Raw genomic sequence first — 20,022 nt, forward strand, 5'->3', positions numbered from 1 at the left:
CTCAGATCGCGAGCTGCTGCTCGTTGCGGTTAAGCCAGCGGCGGTAGAACGAGGTGAAGACGATCAGGAGGGACAGGAGGAGGATTCCGTAGGCGGCGGACTGGGCGTAGTCGCGCGGCTGCTGCCCGAAGCCCAGCTGGTAGGCCCAGGTCACGAGGATCTGGGCGTCGGGGGCGGTGTTGCCGAACAGCAGGAAGATGATGGCGAACTGGTTGAAGGTCCAGATGACGCCGAGGAGGACGACCGTCGTACTGACGGACCTGAGGCCGGGCAGGGTGACGTAGCGGAACCGCTGCCAGGCGTTGGCGCCGTCCATCTCGGAGGCCTCGTACAGGCTCGCGTCGATCGACTGCAATCCGCCGAGCAGCGAGACCATCATGAACGGCACACCGCACCAGGTGTTGACCATGATCGCGGAGAACCGCTGCCAGAAGGTGTCCTCCAGCCACAGCGGCGTCGGCAGATGCAGGAACTCCAGGCCGCTGTTGATGATGCCGCCGTCGGCGAGCATGAACCGCCAGCCGAAGACGGTGACGAAGGTCGGCACCGCCCAGGGCAGCACGAGGATCATCCGGTAGAGGGTGCGGCCGCGCAGCTTCTGGTTGAGCAGCAGCGCGAGGCCGAGACCGATGCCGTAGTGCAGGGTGACACAGGCCGCGGTCCAGAAGACCGTCCACAGGAAGTGCGACCAGAAGCGGTCGTACGACGTCGGGCCCCACAGGATGTCGGCGTAGTTGTCCAGGCCGATGAACTTGTAGGTGGCGTCGATCTCGTTGACGCCGATCGTGCGGGCGGTGTTGAGGCTGGTGGCGTCGGTGAGCGTGAGGTACAGGCCGTACGCCAGCGGGTACAGCACGAGCACCCCGAGGACGATCGCCACCGGGGCGATCATCGCGTAGGCGTACCAGTGCTTGTGGAAGCCGTTCTTCAGCCGCTGGGCCGGCCCGGGGCGCGGTTCCCGCTCACCGCGCCGCTTGCCGGTCGCTCGGTCGATGACGACTGTCATGGTTCGACACCTTCTGGAAGTTCAAGGAGTTCTGGGGACTGCCCAGGCGCAGGCGCGGGCCGGGGCCGCCGGATCCCCGCCCCCGTGCCAGGGGGATCCGGCGGCCACGCGGCGGTCACTTGGAGAAGTCGGGCACCAGCTTGGTGATGGCGGTCTCGGCATCGCCGAGGCCCTTGTCCAGGGACTCCTTGCCGCTCGCGATCTCGAGCAGCTCGTCGTCGAGCGGGACCCACAGGGAGCTGTACTCGGGCAGCGCCGGGCGCGGCTGGGCGGCGGACAGCACGCCCTGGTAGCCGGCGATGCCGGGGTCGGCCTTGACCTCGGCGGTGTAGGCGTCCTCGCGGGTGGGGAGCGTGGAGTTCTTGAGCGCGATGGTCTCCTGGGTCTTCGCCGAGGTCATGAACTTCACGAACTTCAGCGAGGCCTCCTGGTGGGCCTTGTCCGAGCCCGCGTACACGGAGAGGTTGTGGCCGCCGGTCGGGGCGCCCGCCTTGCCGGTGGAGCCGGCCGGGACGGTGGCGATGCCGAGGTTGTTCTTGTCCTTGAAGGCGGAGCCCTTGTAGAAGTTGGTGATCTCCCACGGGCCCTGGACGATCGAGGCGACCTTGCCGCTGACGAACGCCTCCTGGATGTGGGCGTAGGCATCGGCGGTGGTGTCGGCCTTGTGCAGGCCCTTGCCCTTGAAGAGGCCCTGCCAGGTGCCGTAGCCCTTCTTGGCATCCGGCGAGGTCACGGTGATCTTCTTGGCGTCGACGTCGACGGTGTCGGCGCCCTCGCCGTAGAGGAAGCTCTGCGCGTAGTAGGCCTGGGTGGAGCCCCAGTAGCCGTCGACGCCGGTCTTGTCCTTGATCGTGGCGGCGGCCTTCTTCAGGTCGTCCCAGGTCTTGGGGGCCTCGACGCCGGCCTTCTCGAACAGGGCCTTGTTGTAGACGAGGGCGAGGGTGTCCGTGGTGAAGGGGACGCCGTAGGTCTTGCCCTCGTACTTGGCCTGCTCGATCAGGCTGGGCTGGAACTTGTCCTGCTCGGCGAGGGCCTCGGTGCCGTCGAGCGGCGCGAAGAAGCCCTTCTTGGCGAAGGCCGGGGTCCAGCCGACCTCGGAACGCAGCACGTCGGGGGCGCCCTTGGAACCGGCGGCGGTGTCGAACTTGTTCTGCGCCTGGTCGAAGGGGACGTTGACGTAGTTGACCTTGACGTCCTTGTTGGCCGCCTCGAACTCCTTGACCAGGGCCTTGTACGTCGGCGCCTCGTTGGTCGCGTTGGAGGTGTCCCACCAGGTGATGGTGACCGGGCCGCCGGCCTCGTCGCCGCTGTCGCTTCCGCCGCACGCCGTCGCCGCCAGGGCGAGGGACGCCACCAGCGCGGTGGCCGCTATGCCACGCCGCATGAGTTCTCCTTGAGGGTCAGCCCGTTCGTGCTGCCGACTGCGCCGTTGGCCGCCGGGCGTCGGTGAGATTAGCCGCGCTTCACGGACTTGCGAAAGACCTTGCAGCAAAAAGTTGCAAGCGGTGCGGATGGTTACCCCGCCGTGACCTCTCTCCTGCCCCTCCCGGACCCGGATTTGCGGCTGTTCGGCGGGGACTCGGACAGCTGTGCAAGACTCTGCAAGCACTTGCCATCCGCTTCCGTCGGGGGAATCATCCGTTGCGGATCGGACGCCGGCCACGACCTCTTCTCGACCATTTGGGGACCGCGATGACCCAGCAACCCGCCGCCGGCCGTGGGACGGCACGCACCAGGCGTCCCGTCGGTGCGCAAGGAGATCCCCGGCCGCTACAGTCCGGTCCTGTGACCACACGGCTTGCCGACATCGCCGCCCAGGCGGGGGTGAGCGAAGCGACCGTCAGCCGCGTCCTCAACGGGAAGCCGGGCGTCGCCGCCACCACCCGCCAGTCCGTCCTGGCCGCCCTCGACGTACTGGGCTACGAACGCCCGGTGCGGCTGCGCCAGCGCAGCGAGGGCCTGGTGGGCCTGATCACCCCGGAGCTGGAGAACCCGATCTTCCCGGCCCTGGCCCAGGTCATCGGCCAGGCGCTGACGAGGCAGGGCTACACGCCCGTCCTCGCCACCCAGACGCCGGGCGGCTCGACGGAGGACGAGCTCACGGAGATGCTCGTCGACCGCGGGGTCGCCGGCATCATCTACGTCTCCGGGCTGCACGCGGACACCACCGCCGACATGCAGCGCTACGACCGGCTGCGGGCGCAGGGCGTGCCGTACGTGCTGGTCGACGGGTTCTCGCCGAAGGTGCAGGCGCCGTTCATCTCCCCCGACGACCGCGCCGCGATGAGCCTGGCGGTCACGCACCTGGTGTCCCTGGGGCACCAGCGGATCGGGCTGGCGCTGGGGCCGAAGCGGTTCGTGCCGGTGCAACGCAAGATCGAGGGGTTCGTGCGCACCATGCAGGACCAGTTGGGTCTGGGCGCCGAGGCCGTCGAGTCGGAGCTGGTCCAGCACTCCCTGTACACCCTGGAGGGCGGCCAGGCCGCGACCACGGCGTTGATCGAGCGGAACTGCACGGCCGTGGTGTGCGCGAGCGACATGATGGCGCTGGGCGCGATCAGGGCGGCGCGGCAGCTGGGCCTGGACGTGCCGAAGGACATCTCGGTGGTCGGCTTCGACGACTCGCCGCTGATCGCCTTCACCGACCCGCCGCTGACCACGATCCGCAAGCCGGTCCCGGCGATGGGCCAGGCCGCCGTCCGCACGCTACTGGAGGAGATCGGCGGGACTCCGGCCCCCCACAGCGAGTTCGTGTTCATGCCGGAACTGGTGGTGCGCGGTTCGACCGCTTCGGCACCTGGGGATCGCGCTCGCTCCTGACGTCATGGCCTGATCTCGCCGTAGAGAGAACATGCGACCCCGGCCTCGCCGGGGGATGATCGGTGGGGAAGTCCTTTTCTGGCAGACTTTGTGCCTATGGGTGACACGACCGTGACGAAGCCGGAAGGCCGGGAATCGGCCCTTCCGCAGACCGTTACGGCCGAGAGCGGTCCGGGTGCGTCGCGCGGACTGCGCGCCCCGCGCCGGCCCCGGTTCTGGTTCGAGATCCTGCTGATCGCGGTGAGTTACTGGACGTACTCACTGATCCGCAACGCCGTGCCCGAGCAGCGGGGCGAGGCGCTGCGCAACGCCGACTGGATCTGGAAGGCCGAGCACCATCTGGGCATCGCCGTCGAGGAGCCGATCAATCACACCGTGAACGCGGTGACTTGGCTGATCATCGGCATGAACTACTACTACGCGACGCTCCACTTCGTGGTGACGCTGGGTGTGCTCGTGTGGCTGTTCCGTCGCCATCCCGGCCGGTACGCGGCGACCCGTCTGGTGCTGTTCGCGACCACCGCCGTCGCCCTGGTCGGCTACTACCTGTATCCGCTGGCGCCCCCGCGGCTGATGAACGGCAGCGATTTCATCGACACCGTCATGGTCCACCAGACCTGGGGATCGATGGCCTCCGGCGACCTGAAGCACATGTCCAACCAGTACGCCGCGATGCCGTCGATGCACATCGGCTGGTCCCTGTGGTGCGGCCTGACGATCTTCGCGCTGGCGTCGATCCCCTGGGTGCGGGTGCTGGGCCTGCTGTACCCCACGCTGACCCTGGTCGTCATCGTCGCCACCGCGAACCACTTCTGGCTCGACGCGGTGGGCGGCATGCTCTGCCTGGCCTTCGGCTTCACGGTGGCCAGGCTCTGGTACGGCACCCAGCCGTACGCACTGCCACGCCTGGTACCGACGCGATCCGCCTCGCCCAAACGCCGTCAGCGGGGTCGCGCCGGCCGCGGGCCGTCGGCCTAGCGCTCCGCCACCCCGTAGAACAGCTCCTCCACCACGCCCCGTGCCCTGCGGGCCGTGCGGCGGTACGCGTCGAGCATGTCGCCCGCGTGGCCGGGGCCGTAGCCCAGGTAGCGGCCGACGGCGGCCAGTTCTCGGGGCTCGGTGGGGAACGTGTCGCCGGCCCGGCCGCGGACCAGCATCACCGCGTTGCGCACGCGGGTCGCGAGGACCCAGGCCTCGTCCAGGGTCGCGGCGTCCTCCTCCGTGATGAGCCCGGCCGTGCGGGCGGCGGCCAGGGCCTCCCGGGTGCGGGTGGTGCGCAGGCCCGGCTCCGCCGAGCCGTGCCGCAGTTGCAGCAGCTGCACGGTCCACTCCACGTCGGACAGGCCGCCGGGACCCAGCTTGGCGTGCAGTTTGGGGTCGGCGCCGCGCGGCAGCCGCTCGGACTCCATCCGGGCCTTGAGCCGCCGGATCTCGCGTACGGCCTCGTCGTCGAGCCCGTCCGCCCGGTAGCGCAGCGGGTCGATCAGCTCGATGAACCGGCGGCCCAGGTCCTCGTCCCCGGCGACGGGCTCGGCCCGCAGCAGCGCGTGCGACTCCCACGTCAGGGACCACCGGCGGTAGTACGCCTCGTACGACTTGAGGGTCCGTACGAGCGGCCCGGACTTGCCCTCGGGGCGCAGATCGGCGTCGATGAGCAGGGGCGGGTCGGCGCTGGGGATCTGGAGCAGGCGGCGCATCTCGGAGACGACCTTGTTGGCGGCCTGCCCGGCCTCGTGCTCGTCGACACCGTCCCGCGGCTCGTGCACGAACAGCACGTCCGCGTCGGAGCCGTAGCCCAGCTCGTGCCCGCCGAAACGGCCCATGCCGATGATCGCGAACCGGGTGGGCAGGCTGTCGCCCCAGCCCTCCCGCACCACGGCCCTGAGCGTGCCGGCGAGCGTCGCCGCCGTCAGGTCCGACACCGCGCCGCCGACCCGGTCCACCAGCGCGCCCTGGTCGGCCTCGGCGGGCTGCTCCTCGGTGCCGTAGGAGCCGACGATGTCGACGGCGGCCGTACGGAACAGCTCGCGGCGGCGCACCCCACGTGCCGCGGTGACCGCCTGGGTGGCCCCGTCGGCCCGTTTCACCGCGGCGAGTATCTCCTGCTCCAGATGGGTGCGGGAGCGCGGTTCGAGACCGCCGCCGTCCCCGTCGCCGAGCAGCGCCACCGCCTCCGGGGCGCGCATCAGCAGGTCGGGCGCGAGCCGCCCGGCGGACAGCACACGGGCGAGGTTCTGCGCGGCGGCGCCCTCGTCCCGCAGCAGCCGCAGGTACCAGGGCGTCTTGCCGAGCGCGTCCGACACCTTGCGGAAGTTGAGCAGGCCCGCGTCCGGATCGGCGGAGTCGGCGAACCAGCCCAGCAGGACGGGCAGCAGGGTGCGCTGGATGGCGGCCTTGCGGGTGACGCCGGAGGCCAGCGCCTCCAGATGACGCAGGGCCGAGGCCGGGTCGCCGTAGCCGAGGGCGACCATGCGCTCCCGGGCCGCCTCGGGCCGGAGCCGGGCCTCTCCGGGAGCGAGCTGGGCGACCGCGTCGAGCAGCGGCCGGTAGAACAGCTTCTCGTGCAGCCGGCGTACGACGGTGGCGTGGCGCCGCCACTCGCGGTGCAGGTCGGCGACCGGGTCGGCGCGCAGGCCGAGGGAGCGGCCGATGCGGCGCAGCTCGGCCTCGTCCTCGGGGACGAGGTGGGTCCGCCGCAGCCGGAACAGCTGGATCCGGTGCTCCATGGAGCGCAGGAAGCGGTAGGCCTCGTCGAGCTTGGCGGCATCGGCGCGCCCGACGTAGCCACCGGCGGCGAGGGCCTTGAGCGCGTCGAGGGTGGTGCCGCTGCGCAGGGAGGTGTCGGTCCGGCCGTGCACCAGCTGGAGCAGCTGCACGGCGAACTCGACGTCCCTGAGGCCGCCCGGGCCCAGCTTCAGCTGGCGGTCGACCTCGGCGAGGGGGATGTTCTCCACGACCCGGCGGCGCATCTTCTGCACGTCGGGGACGAAGTTCTCGCGCTCGGCGGCCTTCCACACCAGGGGCTGGACGGCGGCGACGTACTCCGCGCCGAGGTCGAGGTCGCCGGCCACCGGGCGGGCCTTGAGCAGCGCCTGGAACTCCCAGGTCTTGGCCCAGCGCTGGTAGTAGGCGAGGTGGCTGGAGAGGGTCCGCACGAGCGGACCGTTTCTGCCCTCGGGCCGGAGGTTGGCGTCCACAGGCCAGATGGAGCCCTCGACCGTGGTCTCCGAGCAGATCCGCATCATGTGCGAGGCGAGCCGGGTCGCGGCCCGCACGGCCTTGGTCTCGTCGGCCCCCTCGATCCCCTCCCCCACGAAGATGACGTCCACGTCGGAGACGTAGTTCAGCTCGTGGCCGCCGCACTTGCCCATCGCGACGACGGCGAGCCGGCACAGGGCCGCGTCCTCGGGGGCCGCGGCCTCCGCGATGCCGAGGGCGGCGCGCAGGGTGGCGGTGGCGAGGTCGGCCAGCTCGGCCGCGGACTCGGCGACGCCGGTGGTGCCGCACACGTCCCGGGCGGCGATGGACAGCAGGCAGCGCCGGTAGGCGACGCGCAGGGAGACCGGGTCGGTGGCCTCCGCGAGACCGGCCTCGAACTCCTCCACCCCGGGGTGCAGGTCGTACGCCTCGTACATGACGAGCGCCTGCCAGTCGCCCGGGTGCCGGGTGAGGTGGTCGGCGAGGGCGGTGGAGGCGCCGAGCACGCCGAGCAGCCGGTCGCGCAGCGGCTTGGCCGCGATCAGCGTGTCGAGCAGTTCCCGGCGGGCGCCGGGGTTCGGCTGGGCCTCCAGCAGCCGGACGAGACCGAGCAGCGCGAGATCGGGGTCGGCGGTCCCGCCCAGCGCTTCCAGCAGCACCGGGTCGTCGCGCAGGAGCACGAGCTCGGCACTGTCCAGGAGCCGTTCGGCGGCGGTGGCGTCGGTGAAGCCGTGCCGCAGCAGCCGTGTGAAGGTACTGCTCCTGCGCCCCGGCGCCGCCGTCATCCCGGGCCTCCTTCGGACTCGCCTCGGTCTTCTTCGGTCTTCTTCGGATCAAGGTCGTACGGCTTTGAGCGTAACCGCAGAGCCCGGGTCGGGCTCCGATGAGTTCGGTGGACGGACAGGGTCTGCCCTGTGAAACGAGAGTCGGGAGGACACTCATGACCACCATGCACCCCGAGACCCGGCTGGACCGCCGCTACAGCGACGAGACGGCCACCGCGACCGACTGGCGGGAGGCCGAAGCGCGGCTCACGGCGGCGGAGCTGTTCTGGATCACGACGGTACGTCCGGACAGGCGCCCGCATGTCACCCCGCTGCCCGCGATCTGGTCGGACGGCGCCCTGCACTTCTGCACGGGCCCGGAGGAGCGCAAGGCGCGGAACCTCGCGGAGAACCCGCACGTCGTGCTCACCACCGGCACGCCCACGTGGGACCAGGGCTACGACCTGGTGGTGGAGGGCGAGGCGAGGCGCGTGACCGCCGACGCGCGGCTACGCGAACTGGCCACCGCGTGGGAGACGAAGTACGGCCGTTTCTGGCACTTCGAGGTACGGGAGGGCTATTTCCACCACGGTGCGGGACACGCGGCCGTCTACGCGGTGGCGCCGCGCACCGTTTTCGGCTTCGGTAAGGGGGAGCCGTTCAGCCAGACGAGGTGGCGGTTCGCCTGATGCCTGACGAAGGAGTCACGCCATGGACTTCACTCTCGAAGTGATCCCGCTGCCCGTCACCGACATCGACCGCGCCCGGGACTTCTACCGGGACAAGGTCGGCTTCCACGTCGACATCGACCAGGAGGTCATGCCCGGGATGCGGATCGTCCAGCTGACCCCTCCGGGCTCCGGCTGCTCGATCGCCCTCGGCGAGTCCATCTGGGAGATGACACCCGGCCCCACCCCGGCCCCCGGCTCGTACCAGGGCCTGCAACTGTGCGTCGCCGACATCAAGGCGGCCCACGCGGAGCTCGTCGAACGCGGCCTCGACGTCTCGGAGCCGGTCCAGTACGCGCCGGACGACGGCGCCACGTTCATGCACTTCACGGACCCGGACGGCAACGGCTGGGCGGTCCAGGAGTACCGCCGCCGGGCGACGGAGCCGCTGCACCAGCTGCTGGCGGACCTCAAGCGACAGGGGGCGTGACGCTGCCGGGCGCCACCGGAGCGAACGAGGGGCCGACGGTCCACGACCGTCGGCCCCATCTGCCGTATCAGCGGGAAAGCCCGCTCTGACCTGCCCCTACAGCGCCGGCAGGTTCTTCCGCAGCTCGAACGCCGTGACCTCGCTGCGGTACTCCTCCCACTCCTGCCGCTTGTTGCGCAGGAAGAAGTCGAAGACGTGCTCGCCGAGGGTCTCGGCGACCAGGTCGCTGCGTTCCATCAGGGTCAGGGCCTCGCCGAGGTTCTGCGGGAGGGGTTCGATGCCCATCGCGCGGCGTTCGGCGTCGGAGAGGGCCCAGACGTCGTCCTCGGCGCCCGGCGGGAGTTCGTAGCTCTCCTCGATGCCCTTGAGGCCGGCGGCGAGCAGGAGGGCGTAGGCCAGGTAGGGGTTCGCGCCCGAGTCGAGGGAGCGGACCTCCACCCGCGCCGAGCCGGTCTTGCCGGGCTTGTACATCGGGACGCGGACCAGCGCCGAGCGGTTGTTGTGGCCCCAGCAGATGTACGAGGGGGCCTCGCCGCCCGCGCCCGCCGTGCGCTCCGCGCCGCCCCAGATGCGCTTGTAGGAGTTGACCCACTGGTTGGTGACCGCGGAGATCTCCGCCGCGTGCCGCAGCAGGCCCGCGATGAAGGAGCGGCCCACCTTCGAGAGCTGGTACTCCGAGCCGGACTCGTAGAAGGCGTTGCGGTCGCCCTCGAAGAGCGACAGGTGCGTGTGCATGCCGCTGCCCGGGTGCTCGGAGAACGGCTTCGGCATGAAGGTCGCCTGGACGCCCTGCTCCAGCGCCACCTGCTTCATGACCAGGCGGAACGTCATGATGTTGTCGGCCGTGGAGAGCGCGTCGGCGTACCGCAGGTCGATCTCCTGCTGGCCCGGGGCGCCCTCGTGGTGGGAGAACTCGACCGAGATGCCCATCGACTCCAGCATGGTGATCGCCTGGCGGCGGAAGTCCATGCCGACGTTGGTCGGGGTGTGGTCGAAGTAGCCGGAGTTGTCCGCCGGCGTCGGACGGCTGCCGTCCAGCGGCCGGTCCTTCAGCAGGAAGAACTCGATCTCCGGGTGGGTGTAGAAGGTGAAGCCCAGGTCGGAGGTGCGGGCCAGGGCGCGCTTGAGGACGTAGCGCGGGTCGGCGAAGGACGGGGAGCCGTCCGGCATGAGGATGTCGCAGAACATGCGGGCCGTACCCGGGGCCTCCGCACGCCAGGGCAGGATCTGGAAGGTCGACGGGTCCGGCTTGGCGATCATGTCGGACTCGTAGACCCGGGCGAAGCCCTCGATCGCGGAGCCGTCGAAGCCGATGCCCTCGTCAAAAGCCTGTTCCAGCTCGGCCGGGGCCACGGCGACGGACTTGAGGAAGCCCAGCACGTCCGTGAACCACAGGCGTACGAACCGGATGTCGCGCTCCTCCAAGGTCCGGAGCACGAACTCCTGCTGCTTGTCCATCTTCCGCTTCCCCATCCTTGCTGGTCAGGCCGCCTTCTCTTCCGTACCACGGGAGGCGGTCGGGCACCTGAGCATCCCACCACACCACCATTTCGTACGCGTTGCGCACCATGATCGCCCGGCCGGCCCGGGGCCGAACGCCTCACGTACGGCAGGTGAACTGCTCTTCCGCCCATAGTGCCTGCTCGCGGCGACATCCGTAACGGCCGGTCCGCTTCGCTGCGCCACTCGCTTAATTTGCATCTCAGATGCAACTTTAAATACCGTGCTCGCAGTCGAGCACCGAGGAGCCCCGATGCTGTCCGAGCAGTCCGCCGCCACCGTCCGCGCCACACTCCCCGCCGTCGGCGGGGCCCTCGGCGCGATCACCGAGCGCTTCTACGCCGGCCTGTTCGCGGCCCGCCCCGAACTGCTGCGGGACCTGTTCAACCGGGGCAACCAGGCCGCCGGCACCCAGCGGCAGGCACTCGCCGGTTCCGTCGCCGCCTTCGCGACGCACCTGCTGGACCGTCCGGAGCAGCGGCCGGACGCGATGCTGCAGCGCATCGCCCACAAACACGCCTCGCTGGGCGTCACGCCCGAGCAGTACGGCCTCGTCCACGAGCACCTGTTCGCCGCCATCGCCGAGGTGCTCGGCGACGCCGTGACGCCCGAGGTCGCCGCCGCCTGGGACGAGGTCTACTGGCTGATGGCGAACGCCCTGATCGCCGTCGAGAAGCGGCTGCGCGAGGAGAGCGGCGGGCCCGGCTGGCGGACCTGGGAGGTCGTCGAGCGCGTCACCGAGACCGCGGACGTCGCCACCTTCCGCTTGCGGCCCGCCGACGGCTCTCCCGTGCGGGACTTCCGCGCGGGCCAGTACGTCTCCGTCCGCGTCGCCCTCCCGGACGGCGCCCGGCAGATACGGCAGTACAGCCTCTCCGGTGCGGCGGGACCGCTCCGCCAGATCAGCGTGAAGCGCGTGCACGGCGACGGCGCCCCCGACGGCGAGGTCTCGAACCACCTCCACGCGCGCGTGCACGAGGGCGACCTCCTGGAGCTGTCGGAGCCGTACGGAGACCTGGTCCTGGACGCCGGCCCCGACACACCGCTGCTGCTGGCCTCGGCGGGCATCGGCGTGACCCCGATGACCGCGATGCTGGCGCACCTCGCCGGCTCGGGGCACCGCGCCCCGGTCACCGTCGTCCACGGCGACCGCTCGCCCGCCGCCCACGCCCTGCGCGCCGATCACGAGGCCTACGCGGCCAAGCTGCCGGACTCGGCCGTCCATCTCTGGTATGAGCAGGACGCCCCCTCGGGCACGCACTCCGGGCGGGTCGACCTCACCGGCGTCCCGGTCGCGCCGGGCACGCGCGCGTACCTGTGCGGGCCCCTGCCGTTCATGCGGGCGGTACGGGCCCAGCTGATCGCCAAGGGCGTGGCCCCGGCCGACATCCACTACGAGGTGTTCGGGCCGGACCTGTGGCTGGCGGGGCAGGCCTGAGGCGCTGAGCGAACTAGCTTCCGCGCGAGATCTCCAGCAGCAGCGCCCCGGTCGGCTCCGCCACGATGTCCCGGACCGTGACCGGGTCCAGTGAGGCGAAGAACGCCTCCTGGGCCCGGCGCAGGGCTCCGCGCAGCCGGCAGGCGGAGTTCAGCGGGCAGGGGGTGGTGCCCTCGCAGTCGACGACGTCGCCGTCCCCCTCGAAGGCGCGCACCACGGCGCCCACCGACGCCGTACGGCCCTGCTCCGTCAGGGTGAGGCCGCCGCCGCGGCCGCGGCGGGCCTCGAGCAGCCCCATGTGCTGGAGCTCGGCGACGACCTTCGCCAGGTGCGTGTACGGCACGTCCATACCGTCCGCGACCTCCCGGGTCGTCGGACTCGACTCGCCCGCGACGGCGAGCCGCATGAGAACCCGCAGGGCGAGGTCGGTGGAGCGCAGCAGCCGCATGCACGCAGCGTATGTAATGGGAATCTGCGGCTCAAATTATCCGGCCCCGGGTTTCCGAAGCTGTCGGGCACCTGTCGGCGCCGTATCGATTCAGCCCATTCCCTCCGCCGCTCTACGAGGCGCCCTGTTCCCCGCATTACGATCAGCTGACCCGACCGTCCCACCTTTCCCACGAAGGGCACCTCATGGGCTCCGCCAACAAGAGCAGCACGGCACGCAAGGCGCGGATAGAGGAGATGCGGCGCGCCGAGCAGTCCCGTGAGCGGCGCAACCGGATCCTCGTCATCGCGGCCAGCGTGGTGGTCGTCTGCGGTCTCGTCGGCGGCGGTGTCGTGCTCGTGCGGTCCCAGTCCGGCGACGGCGGAAGTGACACCGCGGCGAGCGACTCCTCGGCCAAGGGGAAGTTCGTCACGGGCGAGGACGGCGTGAAGACCTGGCAGGGGAAGCTGGCCCGCAACCACGTCACCAAGGACGTGAAGTACGCCTCCGAGCCGCCGGTCGGCGGCGACCACAACCAGGCCTGGATGAACTGCAACGGGGACGTCTACACCAAGCAGCTCGACAACACCAACGCCGTGCACTCGCTGGAGCACGGCGCGGTGTGGGTGACGTACAACGCCGACGCGAAGAAGGCCGACATCGACGCGCTCGCGGCGAAGGTGAAGAAGACGCCGTACACGCTGATGAGCCCGATGGACGACCAGAAGGACCCGATCATGCTGTCGGCGTGGGGCCACCAGCGCACGGTGAAGAGCGCGAGCGACCCCGACGTCGACAAGTTCTTCGAGAAGTTCGTCCAGGGCGAGCAGACGCCCGAGCCGGGTGCCGCCTGCACGAACGGGCTGTCGCAGTGAGGCACGTCGGTCTGATCGCCGGGGCCGCCGTGACGGCGCTCGTCGCGGCCGGTGCGATCACCTACGCCGTCGCCGGGGACGACGGCAGCAGCCGTACCCCCTCCGCCGAGTCCGCGGACGCCGGGTTCGCGCGGGACATGGCGGTGCACCACCAGCAGGCCGTGGAGATGTCGTACATCGTGCGCGACCGCACGAAGGACGAGGACGTGCGGCGCCTCGCGTACGACATCGCGCAGACCCAGGCCAACCAGCGCGGCATGATGATCGGCTGGCTCGATCTGTGGGGGCTGCCCAAGGTGTCCTCCGAGCCGATGGCCTGGATGGACATGGGCGGCATGGCCTCCGGCAAGGACGGCGCGCTGATGCCGGGCATGGCGACCAACACCGAGATGAAGAAGCTCGGCACGCTGAACGGCAAGCAGGCGGAGATCTTCTACCTGCAGCTGATGACGGACCATCACAAGGGCGGCGTCCACATGGCCGAGGGCTGTGTGGAGAGGTGCACGGTCGGCGTCGAGAAGCGGCTCGCCCAGGGCATGGTGGAGGCGCAGCAGTCGGAGATCGGCCTGATGACGGACCTGCTGAAGGAGCGGGGCGCCGCGCCGCGCTCGTAGCGTACGGACCCCTTGGGGCGTAAGCCTCAAATCGCCCTGTCTTACGGCGCCTTGGGCACTTCTTGGCCTGCCCAGGGCGCTTCTTGGGCTTCGCATTCCCCTGACATGAACGGTTCGTCGCGAGAGTGGCCGGGCCGGTACCTACACACCGCTCGATCGAGTGACAATAGGCGACATCCCTTGATGGTCCGCCGAGTGGCTGACTACGTTCGACAAGCGACCTGCGACACAGGTGCGGCGCCAGCGCGCGGGGCCCCTGCTCCACCAGAGGATGGTTCAGGGCCTCTCCGCCGCCCCTGGCCACACCCGCCGGGTCAGGTCGTGAGGGACCCCGCCCTCTCGTGACGGACCGCGGACGCGATCCGCGTCGCCGCCCGAGTGAGAAAGCGGGCGACCAGTGCGCCCAACACCGTTCGGGGCGTGCCGGTGTGCGGCCCAGCTGTACGCCGCCCAGGAACGGTTCCATGAGATCCAGCCGCGAGCTGGATCACGGCAGCAGAGCTGCTGTCCCTGTCGGCATCAGCACCCGGCGTGCGCTCGGCCCCGGCCTCTCCAAGGGGTCGGGGCCGCACCATTGAATATCACCGGAACCTGAACGAAGCCGTGCTGACCGTCACCGGCCTGGACTCCTCCGGCGACGACGGCGACGAGGTCGCCAGCTCCGGGACGAAGCAGGTCGACTCGCCGGCCAACTCGGCGTGGGTCACCGCCGTCGGCGGCACCTCGCTGGCCGTCGGCAAGGGCGACCAGTACCTCTGGGAGACCGGCTGGGGCACCGAGAAGGCCACCCTGTCGGCCGACGGCAAGAGCTGGACGGACTTCCCCGGCGCCTTCACCTCCGGCGCGGGCGGCGGCACCAGCAAGACGGTGGCGGAGCCCGGCTACCAGCAGGGCGTCGTACCGGACGCGCTGGCCAAGGCCGACAACGCCACCGGCAACCGGGTCGTGCCCGACATCGCGGCGATCGCCGACCCGAACACCGGCTTCCTGGTCGGCCAGACGCAGACCCAGCCGGACGGGAAGACGCAGGCGTACGGCGAGTACCGCATCGGCGGCACCTCCCTCGCCGCGCCGACGATAGCGGCCATCCAGGCCCTGGCCCAGGAGGCCCGGGGCGGCAAGCCGATCGGCTTCGCCAACCCGGCGATCTACGCCAAGGCCGGCTCGAAGGCCTACCACGACGTCACCGACGACCCGACGGGCTCCGGCCTCGCCGTGGCCCGCGTGGACTTCGTGAACGGCTACGACGCCACGGACGGTCTGGCCACGTCCGTGCGCAGCCTGGGCAAGGACAGCTCGCTCGCGGCCGTGAAGGGCTACGACGACGTCACCGGCGTCGGCACCCCCGCGAGCGGCTACGTCGAGTCGTACCGCCGTCGCTGATCACCGACCGTGGACGGGGTGGTGTGGGGTCACTCACACCACCCCATTGCGTCGCTCTGACGATTACACTGGGCCCGTGCCTCAACTACGTCTCGCCCTGAACCAGATCGATTCGAGCGTCGGCGACCTCGCCGGGAACACCGAGTCGATCGTCCGCTGGACCCGGCACTCCGCCGAGCAGGGAGCGCATCTCGTGGCGTTCCCCGAGATGGTGCTGACCGGGTATCCCGTCGAGGACCTGGCCCTCAGGTCGTCCTTCGTGGAGGCCTCCCGGGCGGCGCTGCGCGCTCTGGCCACCCGCCTGGCCGACGAGGGCTTCGGGGAGTTGCCGGTGATCGTCGGCTATCTCGACCGCAGCGCGACCGCCCAGCCGAAGTACGGCCAGCCGGCCGGCGCGCCGCAGAACGCGGGGGCGGTGCTGTACGGCGGCGAGGTCGTCCTCAACTACGCCAAGCACCACCTGCCGAACTACGGCGTCTTCGACGAGTTCCGCTACTTCGTGCCCGGCGACAGCATGCCGGTGCTGCGCGTCCACGGTGTGGATGTCGCCCTGGCCATCTGCGAGGACCTCTGGCAGGACGGCGGCCGGGTCCCGGCGGCGCGCTCGGCGCGGGCGGGCCTGCTGGTGTCGATCAACGCGTCCCCCTACGAGCGCAACAAGGACGACACGCGCCTGGAGCTGGTCCGCAAGCGGGCCCAGGAGGCCGGCTGCACGACCGCGTACCTGGCCATGATCGGCGGCCAGGACGAGCTGGTGTTCGACGGCGACTCGATCGTCGTGGACAAGGACGGCGAGGTCGTGGCGCGGGCGCCGCAGTTCGACGAGGGCTGCGTGGTCCTGGACCTGGACCTGCCGGCGGCGTCGGAGGACGCGCCCACGGGTGGCGTCGACGACGGTCTGCGCATCGACCGCGTGATCCTCTCGGAGAAGCCGCTCGCTCCCTACGAGCGGGAACTCCCCGGTGGCTACGCGGACCGCCTGGACGACGACGAGGAGGTCTACTCGGCGCTGGTCGTGGGCCTGCGGGCGTACGTCGCGAAGAACGGCTTCAAGTCGGTCCTGATCGGCATGTCGGGCGGCATCGACTCGGCGCTGGTCGCGGCGATCGCGTGCGACGCGGTGGGCGCGCAGAACGTGTACGGCGTGTCGATGCCGTCCAAGTACTCCTCGGACCACTCCAAGGACGACGCGGCGGAGATGGCCCACCGCACGGGCCTGAACTACCGGACCGTGCCCATCGAGCCGATGTTCGACGCGTACATGGGTTCGCTGGGCCTGACGGGCCTGGCGGAGGAGAACCTCCAGTCGCGCCTGCGCGGCACGCTCCTCATGGCCATCTCCAACCAGGAGGGCCACATCGTCCTGGCCCCCGGCAACAAGTCGGAGCTAGCGGTCGGCTACTCGACGCTCTACGGCGACTCCGTCGGGGCGTACGGCCCCATCAAGGACGTGTACAAGACGTCGATCTTCCGCCTGGCCGAGTGGCGCAACAGGGCCGCCCGGGAACGCGGCCAGACCCCGCCGATCCCCGAGAACTCCATCACCAAGCCCCCGAGCGCGGAACTCCGCCCGGGCCAGGTCGACACGGACTCGCTCCCCGACTACCCGGTGCTGGACGCGATCCTCGACCTGTACGTCGACCACGACAAGGGCGCGGACGAGATCGTGGCGGCCGGTTTCGACCGGGAGCTGGTCACGAAGACCCTGCGCATGGTCGACACGGCGGAGTACAAGCGACGCCAGTACCCGCCGGGCACGAAGATCTCGGCGAAGGGCTTCGGGAAGGACCGACGGCTGCCGATCACGAATGGGTGGCGGGAGTCGGTCTGACCTGGTAGGGGTCCGGTTTCACAGCACGGACTCCCACAGCTCAGCCGAAGACGAGCCCGACGTCCTCGTCCAGGCAGAGTCTCATGACGACGATCAGTTGGCGGGTGTCATCGATGCGCCGCCGGAGGACCGGGTCGCTGCCGCCGTGCTGCCGCTTGCCGATGATCGCTTCCAGTCGGGGCAGCATGGCGGCGCACTGAGCGGGCGTGAGGTCGGGCCCGTCGTCGTCGGCATGGTCGAGCAGCGGTGAGCCACTCTTTCGCGCGGCCGCGTCGGTCAGACAGCGTCTCGTCTCCGAGCCCGATAAGCCGCCGCCTTGACCCGATTGCCGCACTCCTCCATTCCGCACCAAGCACGCCGCGCACCCCGTGACCGGTCGAGGTAGATGCGCGTACAGCCGGGGCGGCCGCACTCCTTGAGGCAGACGTGGGGGTCGGCCAGCAACGTGATGCCGTTTCGGGCCAGTTGGGACAGTGTCGCGGAGAGGCTCCCCGACACGTGCACGCCCCGGTCGCTGAGTTCGAGCGCGCACACCGGCCCGGCAGCCGTGCCGTTGACGATGTCGAGGCTGCGGGGGTCGAAGGGGCGGTCGAGCACGCGGTCGAGGGCCAGGCGGTAGAGCGCTTCTCGCAGGGCGAGTGCTGACGCGAAGGTCGTCGCGTCAGCTGTGACCCGGTCCGGGAGCCCGGCGCACGCGGCCACCCATCGTTCCAGGTCCGCGGGCGCCGACAGGAGGTCGACGGGCTTGTCTCGGCGGGACAGCACGGTGCCGGTCAGGTCGAGGGCCGGGTCGCCGCTCACGAAGGTGAAAGCCACGTCACCATCTTGACCGGTGACGGGAGCGGTGACAACATCGTCACCCCCTTGAGTGGTGACATCGACGCGAAACGGGAGGACGCGTGGACGAGATCCGCGATATCGAGGCCGTCGTCTTCGACGTCCTCGGCACGCTCGTCGACGAGTCCGGCGGGCTTCGAGCCGCGATCCGCGAAGCGACCCCCGCGTCCGACGAGGCGGCTGTCGGCGACCTGGTCACCCTGTGGCAGCAGTACTGCGAGCGCGAGCAGCAACGCATCCAGCAGGGGCACCGCCCCTACGCCAACACCCAGGTCATCGACGCGGAAGCCGCCCGGCGTGTCGCCGAGCGGGCCGGGATCGAGGAGCCGGCGGTCGTCGACCGGCTGGCCACGGCGGGGCAGCGCCTGCCTCCATGGGACGACTCCGTCGCCGGGCTGGAGCACCTCGCGCGGCGGTTTCCCGTGATCGGGCTCTCCAACGCCAGTCGCACCGCCCTGCCGCGGCTCAACGCGCATGCGGGGCTGCGCTGGCATCAGGCCCTGTCCGCCGAGACCGTACGCACCTACAAGCCGGCGCCGGAGGTCTACCGGCTCGCCGTCGACACCGCCGGATGCCCACCGGAGCGCGTCCTCATGGTGGCGGCCCACGCCTGGGACCTGCGCGGAGCGCGGGCGGTGGGTCTGCGGACCGCCTACGTCCGTCGGCCGGTCGGGGATCCGCCGACGAGCTCCGACGACTTCGACGGACGGTTCGACGGACTCGATCAACTGGTCGGCGCACTGACAGCGGGTCAGCCCGCGCCAGGGTCACCTTGACCATCAGCACCAGCCCGGACGCCTCACGCCTGCGGGACGCCGAGCCAGTCGCCTAGAGCGCGAGACACACGCGACGGCGTTTCGACAGGGGCGAGGTGCCCGACCTCGGCCAGCAGGGTCACGGGGGGATTTCCGGGGAGCAGGTCGCGCAGGCGGGCTGCCTGGTCGGCGGGAAGCCAGGGGTCCTGCTCGCCCCAGCCGATCGTCACCGGGCAGCGCACCTGCCCCAGGCGTTGCGCGACCGGGCGAGTGTGTTCGGGCCGGAGCGCCGCGATCTGCCGGTAGAACGCCGGCCGGCCCGACGCCCCCAGCCATGGCTGCGTCAAGGCGTCCACCCAATCGGCTGTCACCTGGTGGCGTGCCGCGCCGGCGATGTACTCCCTGACCAGGGCCGTGTGCAGCGCGGCCGGAAGCTGCGCGAACACGTCGGCGTGGTCGGCGACCAGACGGAAGAACGGCGATCCCCAGGGATCGAGTGTCAGCGCGTCCCAGAGAAACAGGCTCGCGTACTCGCCGCCGTGAAGCAGATGAGCCCCGAGCGCCACGGCTCCTCCGATGTCGTGCGCGACGACGTAGGGCCTGTCCAGGCCCCAGTGCGTGAGCAGCTGGGCGAACCGCGACATCTGGGAGGCGAGATCGACCGGTACCGCCGGATCCTGCGGCGACCGGCCGTAACCGGGCATGTCCCACAGGAACACCCGATGACTGCTGCTCAGGTGCCGTGCGGCCTCCGCCCAGACCTGTGACGACCACGGTGTGCCGTGGCAGAACACCACATCCCCCAGCGGAGCCCGCCCCTCGGGAGCCAGTACGTATGTCGCGACGCCGGTCCCGTCGACGGTGAGGTGGACAGGATCCGGCAGCCGCGCATCACTCGCATTCATACGGTGACGCTAGAACCTCAGGTCGACCTGAGGTCAAGCGGGGACAATGGCCTCATGAAGATCGGAGAGGTCGCCCACCGTCTTGGCGTGGCGGTGCATGTGCTGAGGCACTGGGACGACATGGGCGTCGTCGTGCCCGACCGCACACCGTCGGGCCATCGGGACTACAGCGAGGAACACCTGCATCGTTTGCGGGTCCTGCGGGCGTGCCAGGGCGTCGGCATGAGCCTGCCGGAGATCCGGCAGGTTCTGCACCGGGGTGAACCCGAGCGGCAGGGCGCGATCGAGCGGCAGCTCCACCGGATCCGGACGCAGCGAGCGCAGCTCGAGGATGCCGAACGCTTCCTCGTCCACGTGATCGACTGCGAGCACGGTCTGCTCACCAGATGCGCTTCGTGCACGAACTACGCCGAGAGCGTCCCGCTGCGCGGGAACGAGCACGTGACGCCGTCGACAACGTCCTGACAGCCCTGGACACACAGAGCGGCGGCCCGTGGGACCAACCCCACGG

18 protein-coding genes and 1 pseudogene are annotated in these 20,022 nt (G+C 70.4%); 11 read left to right on the plus strand and 8 right to left on the minus strand.

Annotated elements, in window-relative coordinates; genetic code table 11:
* Position 1 precedes the first annotated feature (1 nt).
* Both ACFT4A_RS37205 and ACFT4A_RS37210 read right to left on the minus strand, forming a co-directional pair.
* Complete coding sequence (locus ACFT4A_RS37205) at positions 2-1,006, minus strand: carbohydrate ABC transporter permease (protein WP_382839607.1); 1,005 nt, start codon at positions 1,004-1,006, stop codon at positions 2-4.
* A gap of 115 nt (positions 1,007-1,121) precedes the next feature.
* Positions 1,122-2,390: an extracellular solute-binding protein gene (locus ACFT4A_RS37210; protein WP_382839610.1), complete on the minus strand. Its 1,269-nt coding sequence runs from the start codon at positions 2,388-2,390 to the stop codon at positions 1,122-1,124.
* A 401-nt stretch (positions 2,391-2,791) separates the two neighbouring features.
* On the opposite strand from ACFT4A_RS37210, the gene ACFT4A_RS37215 reads away from it, so the two are divergent.
* Both ACFT4A_RS37215 and ACFT4A_RS37220 read left to right on the plus strand, forming a co-directional pair.
* Positions 2,792-3,826, plus strand: a complete 1,035-nt coding sequence (locus ACFT4A_RS37215; RefSeq protein WP_382839612.1) for a LacI family DNA-binding transcriptional regulator — start codon at positions 2,792-2,794, stop codon at positions 3,824-3,826.
* Positions 3,827-3,922: 96 nt separating this feature from the next.
* Entirely contained in the window at positions 3,923-4,804 is an 882-nt protein-coding gene (locus ACFT4A_RS37220; RefSeq protein WP_382839616.1) for a phosphatase PAP2 family protein, read from the plus strand.
* On the opposite strand, the gene ACFT4A_RS37225 is transcribed toward ACFT4A_RS37220, so the two are convergent.
* On the minus strand, positions 4,801-7,809 hold the full coding sequence (locus ACFT4A_RS37225; protein ID WP_382839618.1) for a bifunctional [glutamine synthetase] adenylyltransferase/[glutamine synthetase]-adenylyl-L-tyrosine phosphorylase: 3,009 nt from the start codon (positions 7,807-7,809) through the stop codon (positions 4,801-4,803). The genes ACFT4A_RS37220 and ACFT4A_RS37225 overlap by 4 nt on opposite strands.
* 155 nt (positions 7,810-7,964) lie before the next feature.
* Between ACFT4A_RS37225 and ACFT4A_RS37230 the strand changes: the two genes are divergently transcribed.
* Positions 7,965-8,477, plus strand: a complete 513-nt coding sequence (locus ACFT4A_RS37230; protein ID WP_382839621.1) for a pyridoxamine 5'-phosphate oxidase family protein — start codon at positions 7,965-7,967, stop codon at positions 8,475-8,477.
* Between the two features lie 22 nt (positions 8,478-8,499).
* Positions 8,500-8,946, plus strand: coding sequence for a VOC family protein (locus tag ACFT4A_RS37235; protein WP_189724672.1), 447 nt, complete (start codon positions 8,500-8,502; stop codon positions 8,944-8,946).
* A gap of 96 nt (positions 8,947-9,042) precedes the next feature.
* Here the strand turns inward: ACFT4A_RS37235 and glnA are convergent, their stop codons facing one another.
* Positions 9,043-10,404, minus strand: a complete 1,362-nt coding sequence (gene glnA / locus ACFT4A_RS37240; protein ID WP_215121869.1) for a type I glutamate--ammonia ligase — start codon at positions 10,402-10,404, stop codon at positions 9,043-9,045.
* Between the two features lie 295 nt (positions 10,405-10,699).
* Between glnA and ACFT4A_RS37245 the strand changes: the two genes are divergently transcribed.
* Entirely contained in the window at positions 10,700-11,884 is a 1,185-nt protein-coding gene (locus ACFT4A_RS37245) for a globin domain-containing protein (RefSeq protein WP_382839625.1), read from the plus strand.
* A gap of 13 nt (positions 11,885-11,897) precedes the next feature.
* Here ACFT4A_RS37245 and ACFT4A_RS37250 read toward each other — a convergent pair whose 3' ends face one another.
* A complete protein-coding gene (locus ACFT4A_RS37250; RefSeq protein ID WP_382839628.1) occupies positions 11,898-12,332 on the minus strand; it encodes an RrF2 family transcriptional regulator in 435 nt (144 codons plus the stop codon).
* Between the two features lie 185 nt (positions 12,333-12,517).
* Between ACFT4A_RS37250 and ACFT4A_RS37255 the strand changes: the two genes are divergently transcribed.
* The 4 genes and pseudogenes from ACFT4A_RS37255 to ACFT4A_RS37270 all read left to right on the plus strand — a co-directional run bounded on the left by ACFT4A_RS37255 (position 12,518) and on the right by ACFT4A_RS37270 (position 17,014).
* Positions 12,518-13,186: a DUF3105 domain-containing protein gene (locus ACFT4A_RS37255; protein WP_382839631.1), complete on the plus strand. Its 669-nt coding sequence runs from the start codon at positions 12,518-12,520 to the stop codon at positions 13,184-13,186.
* Positions 13,183-13,800 carry a DUF305 domain-containing protein gene (locus ACFT4A_RS37260; RefSeq protein WP_382839632.1) on the plus strand — a complete coding sequence of 206 codons (618 nt, stop codon included), beginning with the start codon at positions 13,183-13,185 and terminating at the stop codon, positions 13,798-13,800. The genes ACFT4A_RS37255 and ACFT4A_RS37260 overlap by 4 nt, the downstream gene beginning before the upstream one ends.
* A 627-nt stretch (positions 13,801-14,427) precedes the next feature.
* Positions 14,428-15,183, plus strand: a pseudogene (locus tag ACFT4A_RS37265) (S8 family serine peptidase); the annotation flags it as partial.
* 76 nt (positions 15,184-15,259) lie between these two features.
* Positions 15,260-17,014: an NAD+ synthase gene (locus ACFT4A_RS37270; RefSeq protein ID WP_382839634.1), complete on the plus strand. Its 1,755-nt coding sequence runs from the start codon at positions 15,260-15,262 to the stop codon at positions 17,012-17,014.
* A gap of 40 nt (positions 17,015-17,054) precedes the next feature.
* Here ACFT4A_RS37270 and ACFT4A_RS37275 read toward each other — a convergent pair whose 3' ends face one another.
* Both ACFT4A_RS37275 and ACFT4A_RS37280 read right to left on the minus strand, forming a co-directional pair.
* Entirely contained in the window at positions 17,055-17,201 is a 147-nt protein-coding gene (locus ACFT4A_RS37275) for a hypothetical protein (RefSeq protein WP_382839635.1), read from the minus strand.
* Between the two features lie 89 nt (positions 17,202-17,290).
* On the minus strand, positions 17,291-17,830 hold the full coding sequence (locus ACFT4A_RS37280) for a CGNR zinc finger domain-containing protein (protein ID WP_382839637.1): 540 nt from the start codon (positions 17,828-17,830) through the stop codon (positions 17,291-17,293).
* A gap of 83 nt (positions 17,831-17,913) precedes the next feature.
* Between ACFT4A_RS37280 and ACFT4A_RS37285 the strand changes: the two genes are divergently transcribed.
* The gene (locus ACFT4A_RS37285; RefSeq protein WP_382839639.1) at positions 17,914-18,627 is read left to right on the plus strand and encodes a haloacid dehalogenase type II; all 714 of its coding nucleotides are present in this window, start codon (positions 17,914-17,916) and stop codon (positions 18,625-18,627) included.
* Positions 18,628-18,650: 23 nt separating this feature from the next.
* Here ACFT4A_RS37285 and ACFT4A_RS37290 read toward each other — a convergent pair whose 3' ends face one another.
* A complete protein-coding gene (locus ACFT4A_RS37290; RefSeq protein ID WP_382839641.1) occupies positions 18,651-19,511 on the minus strand; it encodes an alpha/beta fold hydrolase in 861 nt (286 codons plus the stop codon).
* Positions 19,512-19,565: 54 nt separating this feature from the next.
* Here ACFT4A_RS37290 and ACFT4A_RS37295 point away from each other — a divergent pair, with 54 nt between their 5' ends.
* Positions 19,566-19,976: a MerR family transcriptional regulator gene (locus ACFT4A_RS37295; RefSeq protein ID WP_382839643.1), complete on the plus strand. Its 411-nt coding sequence runs from the start codon at positions 19,566-19,568 to the stop codon at positions 19,974-19,976.
* Positions 19,977-20,022: the final 46 nt, after the last annotated feature.

The organism is Streptomyces sp. NPDC057099 (genome assembly GCF_042671245.1).
Lineage (GTDB): Bacteria > Actinomycetota > Actinomycetes > Streptomycetales > Streptomycetaceae > Streptomyces > Streptomyces purpurascens.